This is a genomic window from Bartonella sp. SL317 (assembly GCF_059687655.1).
The window spans coordinates 680,419-702,182 of record NZ_CM185144.1 but is presented as its reverse complement, the minus strand read 5'-3'; the positions used below and the strand labels follow the sequence as shown (position 1 = coordinate 702,182).

Annotated in this window: 10 protein-coding genes and 1 pseudogene; 7 read left to right on the top strand and 4 right to left on the bottom strand. The window is 39.1% G+C overall.

Annotated elements, in window-relative coordinates; genetic code table 11:
* Positions 1 to 223 precede the first annotated feature (223 nt).
* The 7 genes and pseudogenes from AC6ER9_RS03380 to AC6ER9_RS03350 all read left to right on the top strand — a co-directional run.
* Positions 224 to 487: pseudogene (locus AC6ER9_RS03380) on the top strand (DNA translocase FtsK); the annotation flags it as partial.
* Between the two features lie 131 nt (positions 488 to 618).
* Entirely contained in the window at positions 619 to 1,227 is a 609-nt protein-coding gene (locus AC6ER9_RS03375; protein ID WP_497074989.1) for a LolA family protein, read from the top strand.
* A 33-nt stretch (positions 1,228 to 1,260) separates the two neighbouring features.
* A complete protein-coding gene (locus tag AC6ER9_RS03370) occupies positions 1,261 to 2,070 on the top strand; it encodes an exodeoxyribonuclease III (RefSeq protein ID WP_497074988.1) in 810 nt (269 codons plus the stop codon).
* Between the two features lie 67 nt (positions 2,071 to 2,137).
* The gene (locus AC6ER9_RS03365; RefSeq protein WP_497074987.1) at positions 2,138 to 3,616 is read left to right on the top strand and encodes an efflux transporter outer membrane subunit; all 1,479 of its coding nucleotides are present in this window, start codon (positions 2,138 to 2,140) and stop codon (positions 3,614 to 3,616) included.
* Positions 3,613 to 4,836: an efflux RND transporter periplasmic adaptor subunit gene (locus tag AC6ER9_RS03360; protein WP_497074986.1), complete on the top strand. Its 1,224-nt coding sequence runs from the start codon at positions 3,613 to 3,615 to the stop codon at positions 4,834 to 4,836. The genes AC6ER9_RS03365 and AC6ER9_RS03360 overlap by 4 nt, the downstream gene beginning before the upstream one ends.
* Before the next feature lie 3 nt (positions 4,837 to 4,839).
* Positions 4,840 to 6,819 (top strand): MacB family efflux pump subunit, encoded by a 1,980-nt coding sequence (locus AC6ER9_RS03355; RefSeq protein WP_497074985.1) that lies wholly within the window; start codon positions 4,840 to 4,842, stop codon positions 6,817 to 6,819.
* Between the two features lie 2,059 nt (positions 6,820 to 8,878).
* On the top strand, positions 8,879 to 13,828 hold the full coding sequence (locus tag AC6ER9_RS03350; protein WP_497074984.1) for a DEAD/DEAH box helicase: 4,950 nt from the start codon (positions 8,879 to 8,881) through the stop codon (positions 13,826 to 13,828).
* A 1,761-nt stretch (positions 13,829 to 15,589) separates the two neighbouring features.
* Here AC6ER9_RS03350 and AC6ER9_RS03345 read toward each other — a convergent pair.
* The 4 genes from AC6ER9_RS03345 to acs all read right to left on the bottom strand — a co-directional run bounded on the left by AC6ER9_RS03345 (position 15,590) and on the right by acs (position 20,350).
* A complete protein-coding gene (locus AC6ER9_RS03345) occupies positions 15,590 to 16,252 on the bottom strand; it encodes a YdcF family protein (RefSeq protein ID WP_497074983.1) in 663 nt (220 codons plus the stop codon).
* A gap of 3 nt (positions 16,253 to 16,255) precedes the next feature.
* The gene (locus AC6ER9_RS03340) at positions 16,256 to 17,209 is read right to left on the bottom strand and encodes a cell division protein FtsX (RefSeq protein ID WP_497074982.1); all 954 of its coding nucleotides are present in this window, start codon (positions 17,207 to 17,209) and stop codon (positions 16,256 to 16,258) included.
* Positions 17,202 to 17,861 carry a cell division ATP-binding protein FtsE gene (ftsE, locus tag AC6ER9_RS03335; protein WP_012232498.1) on the bottom strand — a complete coding sequence of 220 codons (660 nt, stop codon included), beginning with the start codon at positions 17,859 to 17,861 and terminating at the stop codon, positions 17,202 to 17,204. Before ftsE ends, AC6ER9_RS03340 begins: the two co-directional genes overlap by 8 nt.
* 545 nt (positions 17,862 to 18,406) lie before the next feature.
* Complete coding sequence (gene acs, locus AC6ER9_RS03330; protein ID WP_497074981.1) at positions 18,407 to 20,350, bottom strand: acetate--CoA ligase; 1,944 nt, start codon at positions 20,348 to 20,350, stop codon at positions 18,407 to 18,409.
* Between the last annotated feature and the right edge of the window lie 1,414 nt (positions 20,351 to 21,764).

Genomic DNA, 21,764 nt, shown 5'->3' with positions numbered 1-21,764 from the left:
TTGTTTATAGACCGAAATGGGTAAGAATTTTTATTCTTTTGGGTGGAGAAGAAGTCAAAATTTTTTTTGCTATTAAAAAGAATTTTTAGCTTACGCGAGAAATATGTTTGGTTGGTTACTGATGATAATCTATATTGTTCCACAGATGAGGGGGAAAAGAATATATTATGCGTTTGGAAAATAAGTGGAAAAGCGGGAAATTAGGATACTTTTTGAAACTGAAACGCAGACTGATTATTTGGAAAAGACATCGCAAGAGATTACAAGAAAAAAGTAAGGATGTTTCGTTGGTTTCTTCTGCAATAATGATTATTGTCAAGCTGTTGCGATTGTGCTTCGTGATCAGGCTTCAACCTCTTATATTCAACGCTGTTTAAGGATTGGTTATAACCGAGCTGCGACATTAATTGAGAGGATGGAAAAAGAAAATATCATTAGTTTAGCCAATGATATAGGCAAACGGAAAGTTTTAAAGTCTATCGAATAAGCATATTTTAAAAATCTTTTGATAGTTTTTTCAAATAATATCTTTATCTTATAAAGCAGGGTACTTATTCATCATTGATGGCTGAATTATAAATGATAAAGTCAATTAGGTATTATTTTGGAGCATTTTTTATGAAAACGTCGTTTTTACTACCAAGAAGAGTTTTTTGGCTGGTGGGAGTTATTCTCTTTTGGTGTTTAACTTTTCCTGTCGTTTCGCAAGCTTCTCATAAGGTGGTAAAGGCGCAGAATGTAGTAAACCACTTTGCGGCAATCAAAACAATGACAGGTGATTTTATTCAATTTAGTCCAAAGGGGAAAATGTCTCAAGGAACATTTTATCTAGAGCGTCCAGGAAAAATTCGCTTTATTTACAAGAAAATGCCTTTACAAATCATTGCGGATGGTCAATTTGTGGGCGTGAATAATCGGGCTTTAAATACTTGGAACTTTTCACCACTTTCACAAACACCTATGAAGTTTCTGTTAGATAATAAAATTGACGTATCATCTGGGCGCTTGTTGGCTTTTCGCGAAGATCCGGGGGCAGTGACGATTGTTCTGCGTGATAAAACAATTGGGGCAGGGCAAATAAAAATGGTTTTTGATTCTAAAGGCTCTACTTTGCGGCAGTGGACAATTGTTGACCAACAAAATTTGGAAACGACTGTGCAGGTTATGAATGTGCAAACAGGCGTTCGGTTCGTTGAAGGAATGTTTACACTTCCTTCAAAGAAATGAAGAAATAATGTTATGTTATTGGGGTTGAAGTAGATGTTCTTTCGTATTGCAACTTGGAATATTAACTCTATTCGTTTGCGTCTTGCTCAGGTTTTGCAATACTTGGAACTCTTTCCTGTCGATGTTTTGTGTCTACAGGAAACAAAATGTCCCGATGCTTTATTTCCAGTGGAAGCTTTTGAAGATGCAGGATATAAGTACATCGCACTGAGTGGACAAAAATCTTATAATGGGGTGGCGATTGTTTCTCGATTGCCTTTTAAAAAGGTCGAAAAGCGTTTCTTTTGTCAAAACCAAGATTGTCGCTATATCTCAGTGATTGTGGAAGCCCATGGGAGAAGCTTGCGGATTCATAATTTTTATGTTCCCGCTGGAGGAGATATCCCAGACGCTGATGTGAATGAAAAATTTCGTCATAAGCTTGATTTTTTGAAAGAAATGTCTTCTATTCGCGCCGATCAGGAAAAGGGGATATCTTCTCTTTTGCTGGGCGATTTGAATATTGCTCCTTTGGCAGAGGATGTTTGGTCTCATCAGAAATTGTTGAAGGTTGTAAGCCATACACCCATTGAAACTGAGCGTTTACAGGACTTGTGTTGTCAAGGTGGGTGGGTTGATCTTATGCGGTTGCATATCCCTGTACCCACAAAACTTTACACATGGTGGAGTTATCGAGCACGCGATTGGGCTCTCACCGATTATGGGAGGCGGCTTGATCATGTTTGGTCCTCTCCAGATTTAGCCCATTTTGTGGTCGATCTTTCGATTTTTCGTGATGCGCGCGGATGGGAACGTCCTTCAGATCATATTCCTGTGCAAACTGTGTTTAATTTTTCATGTTAATTTTGAAATAAGAGGTAAATAAAGTATTAATATTACATAATGATTCTGAAAGAATGCGGGAGACTTGATGCATATCGAAAATCTCAAAATGGGGACTTCTCGCAGATTACTTTCGAGTATCTTGCTGTGTTTTTTTGTGTCAGGATGTATGGTTGGTCCCAATTATCATAAGACATCTTTTTCTGTCCCAGCGCGATGGGGACAGCAGTCTGCCCAGATATCAGGGCATTCAATTGCTCTTGCTGGATGGTGGCGGCGGTTAAATGATCCGGTTTTAAATACATTAATGGATGAGGCAATTTCTGGCAATAATGATGTTGCTGTTGCTAAAGCGCGGGTTCGTGAGGCACGGGCAAATTTGGGGCAAGTGGTGGGATCTTTGTTGCCAAATGTGTCAAATACAATTGCAGGAACCCGTAGTAGTTCTGGACAATCTGATGCGTTGAATCAATATCGTAGTGGGTTTGATGCAAGTTGGGAACTTGATCTTTTTGGAGGGCATAAGCGAGGCGTTGAAGCGGCGCGTTATGGTCTTGAAGCGGTGGTGGAAGATATGCGTGCGACGATGGTCGTATTGTTAGGAGATGTAGCTACAAATTACATTCAATTGCGTGGTTGGCAACAAAAACTGTTGATTGTGCGGCAAATTGCTGCAACGCAGCGCAAAACATATGAATTGATGCAGGCCAAATTAACAGCGGGTGGTATTTCTGAGCTTGATATTTCAAACGCGAAAGCACAAATGGCCAATACAGAAGCTGATATCTCTCAGATGGAAGCCAATGTGGCCATGAGTATACATCGCCTTTCTGTCTTAACCGGTCATGTGCCTACGGCTTTGAAGGATCTTTTGCAAAAAAATGCCAAACACATAAAAATTCCACAACCACGATGGCCAATACCAGCAGGAATTCCAGCAGATGTTTTGTTGAATCGTCCCGATTTACGGCGAGCAGAGCGCCAATATGCACAAGCAACAGCGCGTATTGGTCAGCGTGAAGCACAACGCTATCCCTCGCTTACATTAACGGGGAATATTTCAACAGCAGCAACCGCAATAGGCCAATTATGGAAAGGTTCAACCATTGGCTGGTCTTTTGGACCCAGTCTTCGTTTTCCGTTTTTTAACGGAGGACAGATTGTTGCCTCTGTTGCGATGGCACGGGCACAGCGCGATCAGGCTTTTATTACTTATCGCGCTGCTGTATTGAGGGCTTTAGAAGATGTCGAAAATGCGCTTGTAAGATTAACAAAAGAACACCAGCGCCTTGAAAAGCTTGTCGATGCAAACAAAGCTTTTCTGCATTCTTTACAACTTTCACGAAGTCTTTTTGAAAATGGCAATACCAGCTTTCTTGAATTATTAAATGCAGATCGTTCCTATTATTCGGCGCAAATGGCTCTTAACGATAGCCGTATTGCTCTTGCGACCCAATATATTACCCTAATGAAAGCATTGGGGGGTGGATGGGATGGCGTCGTTGATGTCTCAAGTCCGGAAGTTGCTGATGGTGCACCCCGTTCGCTTGCAAAGGTAGGAAAATGAAAAAGAGTTTCATCAAAAATTTCATAAAAAAACGCAAAAAACTTTCATTTTTTCTTATTTCACTCTTCGTTATAATTATTTTATTGTGGCTGCGCTCTGTTTTTTTTGAAACATCCACACCAATGTATATGACAGCTGTGGTGAAGCGTGGGGATATCGAGGAAAGCGTTTTGGCTTCTGGGCTTGTGCGTCCTTACCGGTTGGTGGCGGTTGGAGCGCGTGCTACTGGGCGTGTGGTTTCCATGCGTGTTTTTCCAGGCAGTGTTGTGAAAGAAGGCGATCTCTTGGCAGAAATTGATCCTACAGATCAAGAAAATGATCTGAAAAGAAAAAAAGCAGTATTAGCTCATTATTATGCGAGTTTGGTGGAACAAGAGGCTTATCTTGCTCTTGCACAGAAAAATTTAGAACGGCAGAAAAAAATGATAGAATCGCATGCAATTTCAAAAGCGAATTTTGATGATGCGGCGACACAAGTGAAAATACGTGAGGCACAAATTGCTCAACTTCGTCAGCAGATTGTACAAGCCCAAATTGATGTGGAGAGTGCTGAGGTTAATCTCAGTTATACGCGGATAACGGCTCCTTCAGCGGGAACTGTTTTGGCAACAGTTGTTGAAGCAGGACAGAATGTCAATGCTGTTCAGTCAGCACCTACAATTGTTATTTTAGGCGATTTATCAAAGATGACTGTCAAAGCGCAAATTTCAGAAGCCGATATTCTTAAAGTTCGTGCCGGACAACCCCTTTATTTTACGGTATTGGGCAACTCAAACCGTCGTTATGAGGGCGTTCTAGAAAGGGTCGATCCGGCTCCTGAATCCATTCGTGCTGATGTGAGTATTAATCCTAGTTCAGGAGGGTCTAGCTCTCTTATATCTTCGGCAATTTATTATAACGGGATTGTGCATGTTGATAATAAAGATAACTTTTTGCGAACTTATATGACGGCTCAAGTGCATATTATTTTAGGACGTGCTCAGAATGTATTATTGGTTCCAAGTGATGCTTTACGTGATGAAACAAAAGAGCACAAAGCATGGGTTTCACTTTTGGTGGGGGACAATAAAGTGGTGGCAAGAAAAGTGACTGTGGGGCTTAATAACAAAGTGATGGCAGAGATTGTTTCTGGGCTGAAGGAGGGGGATGTGGTTATTACCGGTTCCCATGATGGTGTGATGCCAGAAATTTCTGATGAACATAGGGAAGATGAGAATTAAGCTATGAAAGCAGAAAAAGCAGAGGCTGTTTTCGTTTTGGAAAATATTGTGCGCAAATTTCCTGCGGGTGAGACATTTGTCACTGTTTTAAAAGAAATCAATCTGACCATTAAACGTGGTGAAATGGTCGCAATTGTAGGGGCTTCCGGTTCTGGAAAGTCCACATTGATGAATATTTTGGGGTGTCTTGATCGACCAAGTTCTGGTCGTTATTGGATTTCAGGAAAAGAAATCGCTTCTCTTTCTGCTGATGAATTATCCGCTTTGCGGCGTAATCATTTTGGATTTATTTTTCAGCGTTATCATTTATTGAATGAATTAACGGCACTTGGCAATGTTGAAATTCCAGCTATTTATGCAGGTTGTGCACCGGATGTGAGAAAAAGACGTGCAGAAGAACTTTTAACACGTTTAGGTATGAGAGAGAGAGTCAATCATCGTTCTAATCAGCTTTCAGGGGGGCAGCAACAACGGGTGTCTATTGCGCGAGCTTTGATGAATAATGCAGAGGTTATTCTTGCCGATGAGCCAACCGGTGCTTTAGATAAACACAGTGGTGAAGAAGTGTTGCGTATTTTGGAGGAGCTTCATCAAGAAGGGCGCACTATTATTATTGTCACGCATGATATGCAGGTGGCCAAAAGAGCAGAGCGTATTATCGAGATCAGTGATGGGGAAATTATTGCAGATAATGTATCAAAGCGTAAAAAAACAAAGGCTAAATATTGTATTCAAGAAAAGCAAAATCTAAAAGATCAAAAAACGCTTGGTTTTTTTCGTTCTTTTGCTGAACGGTTTCGTGAAGCATTTGTTATGGCATTGTTGGCAATGAATGCACACCGAATGCGAACTTTTTTAACAATGCTCGGGGTGATTATCGGTATTGGGGCGATTATTGCCATGGTGGCTTTGGGAAATGGTACGCGGGAAAAAATACTGGAAAATTTTAAAAGCTTGGGGTCTAATACCTTAACAATTTTGCCGGGAAAAAGCCTTTCTGATCCACAAGCAGATAAAATAACCAGTTTGGTGGAAGCCGATGCAGAAGCTCTTTCTAAATTGTCTTATATTTCTGGTGTAACACCGCAGATTTCTGCAAGCTCTGTGGTTCGTTTTGGTGCTATTAAAGTGAATGCGGTAATTGCTGGGGTGGGAGAACAATATTTTCAAACACAAGGACTTAAAGCTATTCAAGGGCAGTTATTTGATAAAAATAGTGTGCATGAGCGGGCGGTTGATCTTGTTATCGAAAAAGAGGCAATTGCGGTGCTTTTTCCACATAGTCATGAAAACCCCATAGGGAAAATTGTTCATTTGGGCAATGTTCCTGCACGCATCATTGGTGTGGTAGATCCGCAACAGATGGGAGGGACCTCAAATACGTTGCAGGTTTATTTACCTTATACAACTGTGCAAACGCGTTTTCTTGGAACAACACAAGTTCGGGCCATTACTGTGAAGATCGCTGATCATATTGATTCAAATTTAGCCGAGAAGATGGTGAAACGTTTCTTGATTATGCGCCACGGAGGAGAGGATTTTTTCATTAGAAATTCTCAGTTCTTTCGTGATCGTATCATGGAAAGTACCCATGTTTTAACGCTTTTAGTGTCTTCAATTGCTGCTATTTCATTAATTGTGGGTGGTATTGGCGTGATGAATATTATGCTGGTGACTGTTTCAGAGCGGATCAATGAAATTGGGGTTCGTATGGCAGTGGGGGCGCGTCAGAGTGATATTTTGCAGCAATTTCTCATTGAAGCCATTTTAGTTTGTGTCATTGGTGGTGGTTTAGGAATTCTTTTTGGACTTTCTATCGGTGGTTTGTTTTTGCTCTTTAAGGCACCTATTCACTTTGTTTATACGATTAATTCGATCATCATATCTCTTACTTTTTCAACGCTCATTGGGATATGTTTTGGCTTTTCGCCTGCGCGGAAAGCTTCACGGCTTGATCCTGTTGTTGCGCTTTCGCGTGATTAAGCACTCCTCAATTTAATATATATAAGATATATTTTTCGTTATATCTGGATGAAGTGTTGATGAAGCAAACTATGGATAGAACAAATTTAGCTCTACTGCTTTTTTCCAGAAAACGCTTTTATTTGTTAAGTGGAACGTATCTTAACTTTTACCAAAAGATGTCGTTTGGCATCATGCGTCATGAATAAATTTTCATCGTATTGTGTGGTGTCCTTGTAATGTCTTGTAAAAGAGGAATGTTTTTAAAAGACTGTTCATGTGAACTATGGTGGTATGCCTATAAGCTTTCTTGAGACATTAAATGTTTTGAGAATGTGTGGTGAGCTATTTTTAGGCTTTTTGTCGCGTTTTATAGAAGTCAATTAATATGTGGTAGGATTCAAACTAAAATACACTTTGCACATTTATGTGTTGTATATTTATGCGTTTGTTTGAAAGAAATGTCTCTACCTTCTGATCCATTTTGCGATGGTGGGGCGTGAGGGTATAATATTCTGATGAAGTGTATAAAATTTATATTCTTCTCTTTACGCTTGATGAGACGTAAAGTAGTATCATTCACATACCCCCCAATATTGCTACATCTTTTGGCATGAAAAGGGATAAGCTTGAGATTTTTCATAAGGGACATTTTTTAGTTTTTTCCTTATTATTTTTTAATTCATACGTCAGCTCTGCTTATGAAATGCAAGCAAGTGATTTTGATTGATTTTATAGAGAAAAGATTTGAAATGAGAGAATCTTACGATATTTGAAACTCTGCTTTAAGATAAGCTGATGCTTTATCAGTTAATACATTACCGTATGTAAAGATATGGTCGTCAATTTGGCTTATTTGTTATTGTGTTCATTGAGTGGTTTAAGATTTCTTATAGAGACTTTTTAAAAGTTTTTGGCACAGATGTTATGATGATTTACACTTCTTTTGGTTTTGCAAATTTTGGTTTTGCAAAGGATTGGGGTTCATTTCAGGTGTTTAAGCTTGATGCAAACAATATTATGATTGCGCTCAAGTTTTAAAAAGTGACTTAAGATATAGCCATTTTCCGTTTTTTCATGCATGTAACGTAGGTTTCTTGAGACTATTTGTTGTCAGATATTGCTTTTTTACTCCATTTCATTTTTTTGTCTGAAGAATAAACAAGCCATTGCGTTTTCGGAGACAAAGGGTGGCTTAGATGTGCCATAGGGAGGGAGCGTGATTTTAGAACTAACTTTGTGAAATATAGGGTTGATCTCATGATTGTGGTGGAGAAGCAAAAAAGTTTGAGAGCGAGAAAGCCTCTCATTTTGAATGATGTGTGAGTAAAAAGGGTTTTCAGTTATTTAAAGAGCATAAGCTCATACTCAGCAGGAGTAAGACGGAATAAGAGAGCATCGTAAAACCAAACTGCAGATAAGCTGCCCAAAAAAATAATGGCGTAAGCAATGAGCAGTGCTATGTGTAGGTGGTGTGGCATTGTACCTCCTAGCTAGACTCCTATACTGAAAAAAAAGAACGATAAAGCGGATCCGAATGCTAGAAAATTTAATAAGGCGAGAACCGGACCACGAAAAAACAAGAGGAAAAGAAATATAAAAAAAATCAAAACCTTTAATATCACGATGAATATTTTTTGTATTATAGAAAATATAGTCCATATTATCGCAAATATTATACGCACTACTTTTTGTAAAATGTGCTGTTTTGTGGGCGGCGTTTCTTTCCTAGTGTTTTGTGTGTTTACAGGTGTTGTGCTCATTTCCCCCCTCTTAGTTTTTAAGCTAAATCCTAAAATTATCGCGCATTTTCATTTTGTCTTTTTACAAAATGCAAAAAAATATTTTTAAAATCATCACGCTTTTCTTTTATTTATATAAGGAAGTAAACATCAGTAAACGCGTCAATATGGTTTGGGGATAGGCTAAAGAGGTTTTCTTAAATATTATGCAGCCGAGGATAGAGAAAACGTCTTAAAATGAAGATATTTTAAATCTTTTGGGGGAGATAGGAGACACAAGAGCCATTGACGAATTGGTCTAGACGCGATAATTGAAGGTATTTTTAATTGGGGGGAGCATGACGCTACAATCGCTTTTACAGACCTATCGTGATGAAGCGCGTACTGAACGGGATAAGGGCACGTATTTTGAGCGTTTGGCTCTTGCTTATCTGACCTATGATCCAATCCAGTCAGGATTTTATGAAAAGGTTCAGACCTTTAAAGATTGGGCCCATGAAAATGATTGGGATGGTCGTGATACTGGTATTGATCTGGTGGCAAAGCTTCGTCATGAAGATGGTTTTGCAGCAATCCAATGTAAATTTTATGATGAATCCTATCGGATCAAAAAAGCAGATATTGATAGTTTTATTTCAGCATCAGGTAAGGAACCATTCAAGCAGCGTATTGTCATAGATAGCACCATGAATGCTTGGAGTAACAATGCGGAAACAATGATACAGGGGCAAAAAATTCCTGTTAACCGGATTGGTCTTTCTGATTTGCAGAAAAGTCCGATCCGTTGGGAGATTTTTGCAGCCAAAGGCACAATTGAGCTGGAGGATAAAAAGAAGCTCCGTCCCCATCAGGGGGAGGCATTGCGTTTTGTGCGTGCGGGGCTTATGCAAGCAGATCGGGGTAAACTTATTATGGCTTGTGGGACCGGTAAGACATTTACCAGTCTTAAGATTGCTGAGGATTTAGCGGGTAAGGGCAAGTTTGTCTTGTTTCTTGTGCCTTCTTTGGCATTGATGTCACAAACAGTGCGTGAATGGACGACGGATGCAGAAATTGGCTTGCGTTCCTTTGCGGTATGTTCTGATACACAAGTAGGAAAGCGTCGTAAAAATAGTGATGATGTTGCGGAAATTGATGTGTGTGATCTTGCTTTTCCAGCGACAACCGATGCAGCAAAACTGGCAGAACAAGCGGGCAAAAGTGTTGCAGATGAGATGAGCGTGGTGTTTGCAACCTATCAATCTATTCAGGTGATTGCGGATGCGCAGAAAAATTATGAATTTCCAACCTTTGATCTGATTATTTGTGATGAGGCGCATCGTACAACAGGGGCAACGCTGGAGGGCGAGGATGAATCTAATTTTGTGAAGGTGCATTCCAATGATGCTATTCGTGCTAAGAAGCGCCTTTATATGACAGCGACACCCCGCATTTTTGGGGATAACGCAAAAAGTCGTGCCAATGAAGCCAATGCTGTTCTCGCGTCGATGGATGATGAAAAGCTTTTTGGCAAAACACTTTTTTATCGGGGTTTTTCGTGGGCTGTACAACATGGCCTTTTAACGGACTATAAGGTTATTGTCTTAGCCATGGACGAAAAACTGGTGAGTTCTGCTGTTCAAAAGCGTCTTAGTGATAGCGAATCTGAGCTTATTCTTGATGATGCTACAAAAATTATTGGCTGTTATAAAGCGCTGGCCAAACAAGATATGAAGGCTGATATTGGGGGTGACCGACATCCTATGCAGCGTGCCTTGGCATTTTGTAAAGATATTCGCAGTTCTAAACTGGTCCGTGATGAATTTTCAGCTGTGGTTGAAGAATATCTTGAGTATACGCAAGGGAATGCGGAAAACGCGCCATTTTTGCAATGTGACGTGAAACATGTTGATGGCACTTTTAATGCCAAGGATCGTAGTGCGCTGCTTGATTGGTTGAAAGCTGAGAGCGGCGATGATGTTTGTCGTATTTTGACCAATGCTCGGTGTTTGTCTGAAGGGGTGGATGTTCCAGCGCTTGATGCCATTATGTTTTTAAATCCACGCAAGAGTCAGATTGATGTTGTGCAAGCGGTTGGGCGGGTGATGCGTCGCTCTGAGGGCAAAAGGATGGGCTATGTCATTTTACCCATTGGGGTTCCTGCTGGTGTTCCAGTGGAACAAGCTTTAAATAACAATGATAAATATAGGGTTGTTTGGCAAATTTTAAATGCTTTGCGCGCGCATGATGATCGTTTTGATGCGACGATTAATAAAGCATCATTGGAGCAAGATATCAGCAATGTGATTGAAATTATTGGGGTGACGCAAAGTAGTGAGTTACAGGCTGTGACAGCTGTTGTAGACAATCTTCCGGTTCGCTCACAACCTGCAAGATCGGGAATTGGAAGTCCTGAGCTAGATCTCCTTTTGACGGATCCAGGCGCGGGACAACTTTCTTTTGCAATGGATGAGCTTTCGCGTGCCATCATGGCAAAGATTGTCAAAAAATGCGGGACGCGTGATTATTGGGAAGATTGGGCAAGTAATATTGCGGAAATTGCCAAGAACCATATCACGCGCTTAACAGGACTTCTGGCAGAGCCAGAGACGAGGGCACGTCAAGCTTTTGATCAATTTTTAGTAGAACTGCGGGACGATTTAAACGATACCATCACAGAGGCTGATGCCATTGAGATGTTGGCACAACATATTATCACGCGTCCTGTTTTTCAGGTGTTATTTGAAGGCTATCAGTTTACGCGTGAGAACCCTGTCTCGCGTGCTATGCAACGGATGCTTGATGTGCTTGATGAGGAAAAGCTTGATAAGGAATCCAAAGATCTTGAGAAATTTTATGCCAGTGTGAAATTACGCGCCAGTGGCATTACCGATCCAAAGGCAAAACAGAGGTTAATTGTAGAGCTTTACGATAAATTTTTTCGTTATGCTTTTCCACGCACAGTCGAAAAACTTGGCATTGTTTATACCCCCGTTGAGGTGGTGGATTTTATTCTGCACTCCGTCAATGATGTTTTAAAGAAAGAATTTGGCCAAACGCTTGGCTCATCGGGGGTGCATATCATGGATCCCTTTACGGGAACCGGCACTTTTATCACACGGCTTTTGCAATCAGGCTTGATTACACCCGAGGAGATGAAACACAAATATTGTCATGAAATTCACGCCAATGAGATGGTTCTCTTGGCTTATTATATTGCCGCCATTAATATTGAGACAACCTATCATGGTCTGATGGGGGGTGATTATGTCCCGTTTGAGGGAATTTGTCTGACCGATACATTTCAGCTTTATGAGCAAGATAAAGACTTGATAAGTGATTTGCTGGCGGATAACAGCACCCGACGGGCACGTCAGAAGGAATTGGATATTCGTGTTATTGTTGGCAATCCCCCTTATTCTTCTGGACAAAAAAGCGAAAATGATAATGCAAAAAATATTGGCTATCCTAAATTAGATCGTCGCATTGGAGAAACTTATGCTGTTCAATCTAGTGCGAGCAATCTTAATAAACTTTATGATAGTTATATTCGTGCTATTCGCTGGGCAAGTGATCGCATAAAGAGTAGTGGCGTTATTGGTTTTGTCACAAATGCAGGTTTTATCAGTAGTCATTCTACGGATGGTTTACGAAAATGTTTAGTCGAGGAATTTAGCAGTCTTTATATTTTTCATTTGCGCGGGAATGCACGGACTTCTGGGGAACAGCGTAAAAAAGAAGGTGATGGCATTTTTGATGCCGGAAGTCGAGCTCCCATTGCTATTTCTATTCTTGTAAAAAATCCAGTATCTCAACAGCGTGGAAAAATATATTTTCATGATATTGGAGATTATCTCAAGAAAAAAGAGAAGTTATCTGAACTTCAGAGATTGGTCGGTATTGATGGTGTCAAGCATGAACATGGTTGGCAGATGATTACGCCAGATGCGCACGGTGATTGGCTCAATCAACGCAACAGTGATTTTGAAAAATTTCTAGCTTTAGGTGACAAGAAGGGTAGTGATAAAAAGCTCTTTGAAAATTTTTCACTTGGTATTGTAACCAACCGTGATGCGTGGGCATATAATGCAAGCCGTGAAGTTTTAGAGAGCAATATGAGCCATATGATTGCTTTTTATAATAGTGAAGTAGAGCGTTTTAATAGCGCTTATGGACATGCTGATCGCAAGGTGCGTACAAATGCTGTGAACGATTTTGTTAACACGGATGCTACAAAGATCAGTTGGAGTCATAATGTTAAACAAGAATTAGTAAGAGGAAGGACTTCTGGATTTGAAAATGATTGTTTAATTCAAAGCCTTTATCGTCCTTTTACAAGGCAGTGGCTCTATTATAATCGCAATTTTAATGAGAGAGTATATCAAATGCCGCGAATATTCCCTATGGGGCAAGCGGTTGAAAATAGAGTGATACAAGTTACAGGAGTTGGAGCAAGTAGTGGTTTTTCTGTTCTTATGACTAAGCATTTGGCCAACTTGGATGCCATGGAGAAAGGTCAATGCTTTCCACGGTATGTTTATGAAGATGGTGCTTTAGAAGATAAAGAAGGAAATCAGGTTCATTTGTTTGCAAACCTTGCAGAGGAAAGCAAAAAAGCTGGTGTAGAGCGGCGTGATGCACTGACAGATGAAGGGTTAGCGCATTTTAAGGCTGCTTATCCTGGTGAAGTGATTACAAAGGATGATTTGTTTTATTATGTCTATGGCATTTTGCACTCTGAGGATTATCGTGCGCGTTATGCGCATAATCTGTCTAAGGAATTGCCACGGATTCCAACGGTTAAAAGAGTGGAGGATTTTTGGGCTTTTGTAGAAGCAGGTCGAAGGCTTGGTGATTTGCACATGAATTATGAAGAGGTTGAGCCCTATCCCGTGACCTATAAACAAGGGGCCCCAAGCACTTGGGTGATTTCTGATGAAAAGAGTTTCTATCGTGTTCAAGCGATGAAATTTGCAGGTAAGCGCGGTGCTGTTGATAAAAGTAGCGTGATTTACAATAGCAATATTACGATGCAAGATATTCCTTTTGAAGCTTATGATTATGTGGTCAATGGCAGGCCTGCTCTTGAATGGGTGATGGAGCGACAGATTGTCAAAACCGATAAAGCGAGCGGCATTGTTAATGATGCCAACCGCTATGCTGTTGAGACGGTGGGTAATCCGGCTTATCCTTTAGAATTGTTTCAACGGGTTATTACCGTAAGCTTAGAAACCATGAAAATTGTGCGCAGTCTGCCAAAGTTAGAAGTGCGAGAAACTGAAAAGGTGACGCTATCTACTGTGCGGTAAAACAATGTTGAATGGTAACGAACTGGTATTATCATACACTTTGTTTTTTTTCCCAATGTTTCAACAGCCCTTGAACCATTGAGATGATTCATGAGAGGGGTGCCTTTCTTAAAAAAATAACATGTTTTGCTTGTAACATGTAAAAAACATGGTTTTGATTGAAGATGAGAGAAGGTTGAAATGAAAAAATCTTCAGTTATTCAAGATACTTATTTAAGGTGAAGAGCTCTTATCTTTATTCATCAATAGGGGTGTTGGTCATAAAACACCCTGCGCAGTAAGGAAGCTAAAATTTTGACACATGAGTTTTAGCAACAGGGGTGGATATCTTTAAGAGGTTGCTTGTTGCGCTTTATATGTGAATGAACCATAAAGGGGAAGCTGAATGGAGATTGTCTAGAGAAAGTGGACTGTTTATAAACCGTTGCTGGTAGGAATCTTCGTTTTTTAAGAAATTGCGAGGAAGTCACAATTTTCATGAAATCTGCCTTTTGAGCGGGAAGGGCCGAAGTAAGCAGGGGATGCGCGTTAGACAAGAAGCTAGTATAAATCTATGGGGTAATTATTCTTTGAGATGTGGGGAGAAAGCCAAATACAAAGTGATTTGAGGGGCAATGATTTAAAAAAGATTGCGATAAAGAACGTGAGATGTTTGTGGCAGTGTGCGCTTTGAGCTTATCGTCTCGATGAGCTAGAATGTTCTTATGAAGATTCTGTATAGAATGAAGATATTGTTGCTAATCTACTAACTTATAATGGTTGTTTAACGTTCTTTCTGTTGAGTAAGAAACTCAAGGATTATAAATTTTCTTACTTTAAATTTAGTCAAATTACTTTTTTAAATGTCATATGAGATTGGTATATCAATACCGTTTTAAAAAGGCATAAAGCATGTTCTCATCCGTTATCCCAAGTGGCTTAAGAGCGATTATCATAGTGGGATTGGAAAAATATAATAGAGGATGGGGCGGTTTACATTTTTTATGAAGCCTAAAGTTTGTGGTATCGATAGGTCTCTATAACATGTTTGGAGATTTTATAGCTGTCTGGGAAGCTTTATTGATAAGAGCAGTCTTAGTATATTGGGATGGCATTGATAGATTAGTGCTGTGAGAGATGTTTGGGATGTGAGAGATGTCTTTCGGTCAATGTGCAAGTGACACGTATATTAGGGTGTTTTGCTTTATATAAGGGAAGGGTTTGCTTGTTATCGCGCCTGATGTTTGCTTGTTGTCGCGCCTGATAGAGTGGAATATATTTATCAGCAGTTGGGATCTCATCAAAAGAAGCTAATCTTTAAATTAGATGAGGAAGAGACTTTCATCTTTTATGGGAAAGATATCAATGTTATTGTTTTATGACTTGATTGTATATGTGTTGGTTGAGAGCCGTATAGTCTAATACAGTTCTTAATGATTTTGGTGTTTTTTCTTGTGGTTATTTAGGATGATGAGCGATGTGAAGCCATAGCATTGGAAAGTCAACAAATAGAGCGAGCATTTTAATATTTAGAATATCGTTACAGTCATCATGTAGCTAGTGTGGATAGTGTGTATTTGTGGAAAAGTGATCACGTAAGAAATATAAAAATTAAGGGAATAGTTGACTGAATTAAGCCTAAAGTAAGGCTCTTGAGGGGGGGCGGGCAGTAGAGTGTGGATAAAAAGGTTTAAAGTCGCAAAGAGAAAGGATAGGGGGGTGAAAGCCCAAGGGGAAAGAGTAGGGGGATTGAAAGTACAGGGAAAAGGCTAGAGGGCAAGATCAGAAGGCTGTTCTAATGTAGACTTGGAGCGTTTTAATATATTGCAAGAGAAGAATGCGCATTTGATTGATCTGTTGTATTGTACTTTCAGCTTTGCTCTTTTTCACAGGATAGGCAATGAAATGGATATCAGGCATGAGATATTTAAGCTCACGCATCGAGCGCCATATGTGGTAATCATGGGTAACAATATAAAGGGTTTTATAGTGGTGTTTTTTTATCCAAGCGGCGCTTTCTTCAGCGTTGCCTCTAGTGTTAATTGCCTGATGCCCAATGTCAATACAACAAGAGACAAGCCGTGGGCTAATATGCATGTTATGCATAAAACCTCTTAGATTGGTTGAGGTGTTAACACCACTGATGAGGAGCCGTGAACCAAGCCCCTTTTGTAAGAGATGAAGTCCTACCTCTATCCGATTTTCTCCGCCTGTAAGCACAATGATGGCATCGGCTTTGGGCAGAGGGGTTGGCGGGGAAAGCCGTTCTGTTTTTTCAGAAAAAATAATAAAACCACCCCAAAAAATGAAAATAATGACAGCAAGAGTAAGGGTTGTGGGTGGAAAATAGCGAAATAAGCAGCCGCGAGACCAATTATAATGAGGCCGTTTTGCAATAGGACGGTCTAAATCGTCTTGCGTTGATGAGTTAGAGCTGCGAATCATAAATTAAAATAAGCCATTTTCACATTGATCGATTTTTTTCAGTTGCGTTAAAATAGTCATGCGGTTTGTAAGAGTGGTGAGAAAAGAAACGGAAATAATAAGGAGAACGATTTTTCCATAAGGAATGGAACTTATGGAAATATGTCCAAACAAAGCCGTTACTTGGCTAGCTTCTGCTCTCCCCAAGTTATAATTTGTCCAGAAGCAAAAGGCTGAAAACAAAAATATGCTTGTGAGACCACCATATAAGGCTCCACGCAGCGCAGTTTTAAAAAAATGCCAATCAAATTGGCGTGCAATGAAAAGGGTTTCAGTACCAAGGAAATATAACACATTGATAATATGGGCATTTTCTGCCAATGCATTGCGGGTGGCAAAAATGATGGTGAGGATAAGAGAGCCTAAAACCAATGCTAAAATTGAAAAACCAATGAAAACTGTGGTGTATGCCATGGTTGCAAAACGATGGACCCAAACACGGTGATCGTCAAATTGACCGCCTGGAATTTGAGTTTTAATGGCGTGATTGATGGCAGCAAAATTGATTTTTTCATTCTCTTTTAGGGTAACAATGATAAGGCGGGGAAGGGGCAATTCGTTCAAATTAAAACCGGTTCCAAGCCATGGCTCCAGTAACTTTTCCGTGGCTGTTTGGTCAACTATTTTTGCATCTTCTACACCGGAAAAGGTTTTAACCAATTGTACAGCATCATCAAGTGCTTTATTGATATCAACATTATCAATGGGGCGTATTTGTATTGTTGCTTCATAGCTAATCTGATTGCTCCAATTTTTGGCAGAACGCTGAACTAAATCAACACCAATTAAGGTGAGGCTTGAGAGAAATGTCATAATAGCAATTACGGCAACCAATGCTTTTCCAGAAATATTGTTACTGGGAATAATCGCAGTTGTGTTTTTTTTATTGTTGGTAAAAATGGGAAAAGCTTTATTCATGAATCGTCATCCGTCCATTATGGAGAAGCATACGCCGTGCTGCAACTTGTTCCATTAAAGCGATATCATGGGTGGCAATAATAACAGCGGTTCCAAAACGATTTAATTCAATAAACAAACGCAGAAGGCGCTTTGCCAAGGGCGGATCAACATTTCCTGTTGGTTCATCTGCAAGTAGAATTTCGGGTTGATCGATAAGTGCACGGGCAATGGCGACCCTTTGTTTTTCTCCACCGGAAAGAACCGGTGGTAAAACATGAATGTGATCTCCAAGACCAACCCAACAAAGGAGATCTTCTACTTCACTGCGATAGGTTGCTTCTTCTTGTCCTTTAATGCGTAAAGGTAAGGAAACATTTTCATAAGTGGTCATGTGGTCGAGCAAACGAAAATCTTGAAAAACCACACCGATACGTTGTCGTAGCGCAGGAAGTTCTTGTCGTTTAAGTAAAGCTGTATCTGTTCCAAATAAATCAATATGACCGCGGGTGGGTTTGAGCGCCAAAAACATCAGACGCATTAAAGATGTTTTCCCTGCTCCAGAGGCACCAGTGAGAAATTGAAATGATCCAGCAGGAATATGAAAGCTAATATCACGAAGGACCTCAGGGCCCATTCCATAGCGCAGACCGACATTTTCAAAATGAATCACTTTTTATTATTACTCCTGATCTTATATTGCATACTGCATCATTTATTTTAATTTATTCTAAAAGTTTCTGCTTTCTTTCATCACGTTAAACTTTTGTTGTAAGTTTGTTCATTGTAGAGTTTATGGTTTTTCTGCGCTTTTGTTATCGATCAATATTCTTGCTCAAAAATATCACCACTTATACCTGCTATTCTTCCCTTTATTTATAATTTTAGCAGGAATTTCAAAGTGATTCTAGCATAAACATTAGAACCATCTTGCCTTCTTGCTTAGAGGCTTTTTTTTGCATTGCGTGGGCATTGAACGATTAAACAAGATTCTGTTGTTCTTTTTATCTCACTTTCTTGTTCGTATTTACTTTCCAATTCTGGCCTATTCTAATTTGGAAGTTTTTTCTTTGTTATGAAGAAGCTCGTTTGTTGTTAGAGTTATTGAACTTCTTATAAATTATTTTCTTAATTCTCATTGGTGGTTTTCATAACAATGCGGAGATATTTGAGCAAAAAAACAAAAACCACCATGTTTTGTAGTAAAGTTTGGTTTCTTTAATCTTTTCGGTTAGCAATCAGCTCTTCAACAACTTGTGGTTCTGCAAGGGTTGAAATATCTCCAAGATTATCAAAATCGTTTTCAGCAATTTTTCGTAAAATACGTCTCATAATTTTTCCTGATCGCGTTTTAGGAAGCTGTGGAGCAAACTGAACTTTATCCAATATGGCAATGGAGCCTATTTCCTTTCTGACATGTTTTATAAGGTTGTTTTCCAATTCTTCACTTGGGGTTATTCCTTCCATGAGCGTAATAAAACTATAAATGCCTTGTCCTTTAATGGGATGAGGGTAACCCACAATAGCGGCTTCTGATACGGCAGGATGAGAAACAAGAGCTGATTCAATTTCAGCGGTTCCTAACCGATGGCCTGAGACATTGAGAATGTCATCAACCCGTCCTGTAATCCAGTAATAGCCATCACTATCACGTCTACAGCCATCACCTGAAAAATATTTCCCTTTGTAGGGGGAAAAATAAGTTTGAATAAAGCGTTCATGATTCTTATAAAGCGTGCGCATTTGTCCAGGCCAAGAATCACTGATGCAAAGATAGCCTTCTGCTTCCCCTTCTAAAACATTGCCTTGTGTGTCAACAATTTGCGGTTGAACACCAAAAAAAGGACGTGTGGCTGATCCTGCTTTGAGGGGTATTGCACCGGGCAGAGGGGTAATCATATGTCCCCCTGTTTCTGTTTGCCACCATGTATCGAGAATTGGACAACGGCCATTTCCAACCGTATGATAAAACCATTCCCATGCTTCTGGGTTAATCGGTTCTCCCACAGTCCCTAAGAGACGCAAGGATGTTCTTTTTGAGCGTTCAACAAATGAATTTCCTGCTCCCATTAAAGACCGGATAGCTGTTGGGGCGGTATAAAGCGTATTGACTTGGTGTTTATCGACAATGTCCCAAAATCTTCCCTTGTCAGGAAAGGTTGGGGTGCCTTCAAATATTAAAGTGGTCGCACCGTTGCATAAAGGCCCATAAACCAAGTAAGAATGACCCGTAATCCAGCCAATATCAGCTGTACACCAGTAAACTTCATCTGGGTGATAATCAAAAACATATTGATGGGTCATTGATGCATAGACAAGATAACCTGCGGTGGTATGCAAAACACCCTTCGGTTTGCCGGTTGAGCCTGAAGTATAAAGAATAAAAAGCGGATCTTCAGCATTCATGGGTTCTACTGGACAGTCTGTTTTGGCATGCGCTATCTCTTCATGGTACCAAAAGTCACGTCCCTCTACCCATTGAATGGGACCACAAGTTCGCCGTATAACCATGACTTGGTTTACATGCAGGTTTTCGCGCGCTGCTATCTCAATAGCATGATCAACAGTGTCCTTTAAGTTGATCTGTTTGCCACCACGCAAGCCTTGATCAGCAGTAATAATGAAGGTTGATTCACAGTCAACAAGGCGTCCTGCTATGGCTTCAGCAGAAAAACCAGCAAAAATTACCGAATGAACAGCACCAATGCGAGCACAAGCGAGCATAGCATAGGCTGCTTCGGGAATCATGGGAAGATAAATGGTTACTTTATCGCCTTTCTTAATGCCATGGCTTTTCAAAAGATTGGCAAAACGACAGACATGTTCATAAAGTTCGTTATAGGTTATTTTTTTATCATGATAGGGGTTATCCCCTTCCCAAATGAGTGCAATGTGGTCGCCATGGGTTTTCAGGTGGCGATCAATACAATTATAGGAAACATTTGTTATCCCATCCTCGTACCATTGAATCGATACATCTCCATTAAAAGAAGTATTTTTTACTTTTGTAAAAGGTTTAAACCATTCAATGCGTTGACCATGTTTTTCCCAGAAACTTTCTGGATCATTGATGCTTTCTTGATACCATTTTTGATAAGTTTCTTCATCGAGCAAAGTATTTTTTTTAATACTATCGGATATTGGGTAAATCTTTTCAGTCATGTTTCCCTCTTTATATTATATTGTTGGGAAAAATCTGCCTTTGTTTTTTATTGTTATATTTTGGGCAGCGTTTTCTCAAAAGCTTTTCATTGTAAGGTTAGCTTAAAGGACAAAGATTGGAATAGTCAATTTTTAAAATCTGATGTGACCCTATTGAAGAAAGCTTTTATGCTTATTTTGGATGTACTAATGCGGCTAAACCTATTGTCTTAATAGAGTTTTTTATAAAAACATTAAAACATAAAAAAATACCCTATAAAAAAGGGAGAGAGAATGAGAGTGCTTTCTTGATGAGAATGTTTTTTTATTTTGTATGCACTCGTTTTGAAATAATAAATTAAACTTATATTAATATAGGCCAAAGTATCTACGCAAAAAATCAAAAATAAAAAGAAAAAACCTTAAGGAGAATGATACTATTATAGATAATTTTAAACTGAAATCAGAGAGTTTATTTATAGGAATAGCAAGGGTAGAGCAAAACACAATAAGCAATAAAAAACAATCTTGAAATGTTATAAAGAATGTTCATTATAACAAAATCCTGATTATAATATTTTATAATAGTGGATATCTTTGAAAGTTATTTTATCCAGTAATATTGAGTTTGGTATATGTTTTTGAAAACAATTACAAAATGACTAACTTCAGAGATATATTTGTCGCTATTCTCTCTAAAATTAGAACCAATATTCATGAGTTTTTTGTACGAAACTCAAAGCATAACCTTCGAAAAACCAGTCGTAGCGCTCAGGCCCTCCATAATTCATTTTGATCAGTTATAGAACCCAATGCTGATCTGGTTACCTCCTGCAATTGCATACAGAAAATTTTTGCACTCACCTGAAAAATAAAATAATTTGGCCTACATATATTTCCATAAACAGGTGTTGAATTATGTATCGCATAAGTTAAATCTGAAGCAAAATTTCTCATATTAATCCCCCCCCTTAATTATCGATATTAAAACAGTATCATAATGATATATTTCAAATGGCTATCATCAATTTTAGAGAAGTAATCAAATATATTTTTAAACTATCAATAAAAACGTTGTATAAACAATTAAATATTATTATTTATATAATATCTTAATTTATAAGAAATTTCTCACTATTTTTCTTCATTTAATTTTTAAAACTAGAAGAATTTCTCATCTGAAAAGTTTGTGTTTTTCCTTTAATTTATAACAATCAGCAAGAAAATTATACTGTTATTGAATTCGGTTTCGTGGCCGTTGTTTGGTGTGTATGTGTTTTGCACTTAACATACGAGGGACTTTAATTTTTCAGGTGAATATCGTCTTGTATTTTACATCCAGTGTGTGGAAAGTTTTTGTTATTCTTTGCTGAGCCGTTGTTGTTCTTAAATAAATGGCACTTTTAATAAATGGCACTTTTGTTATTTCGTATGT